Source organism: Kitasatospora sp. MBT63 (assembly GCF_000710465.2).
Lineage (GTDB): Bacteria > Actinomycetota > Actinomycetes > Streptomycetales > Streptomycetaceae > Kitasatospora.
Genome location: NZ_JAIZ01000084.1, coordinates 1 through 326, shown reverse-complemented (window position 1 = coordinate 326; position 326 = coordinate 1). Strand labels below are relative to the sequence as shown.

The following is a 326-nucleotide window of genomic DNA, read 5'->3' as shown; positions in this document are numbered from 1 at the left end:
CTGGGCGGCCAGTACCGGACGGCGCACGAACTCTTCGGGCGGCTGATCGTCTTCGACCGCGAGCTGGCCTTCATCCCCACCCAGGAGAAGAACTGGGGAGCCGTGATGATCAGCGAGCCGTCCGCCGTGGCGTACCTGTGCGACATCTTCGAGCAGACCTGGGACCGGGCCACGCCGTTCGTCAACCCCACCTACCAGGGCCTGGAATCGGTGGCGAACGAGATCCACGACACGATCATGGAGCTGCTCGCCGCCGGCCTGAAGGACGAGAGCATCGCCCGGCGCCTGGGCATGTCCCTGCGTACCACCCGCCGCCACATCGCGGA

Annotated in this window: 1 pseudogene; it reads left to right on the top strand. The window is 67.5% G+C overall.

The window, feature by feature from the left end:
- Positions 1 to 326 (top strand): annotated as a pseudogene (locus tag AA75_RS49070) (LuxR family transcriptional regulator); the annotation flags it as partial.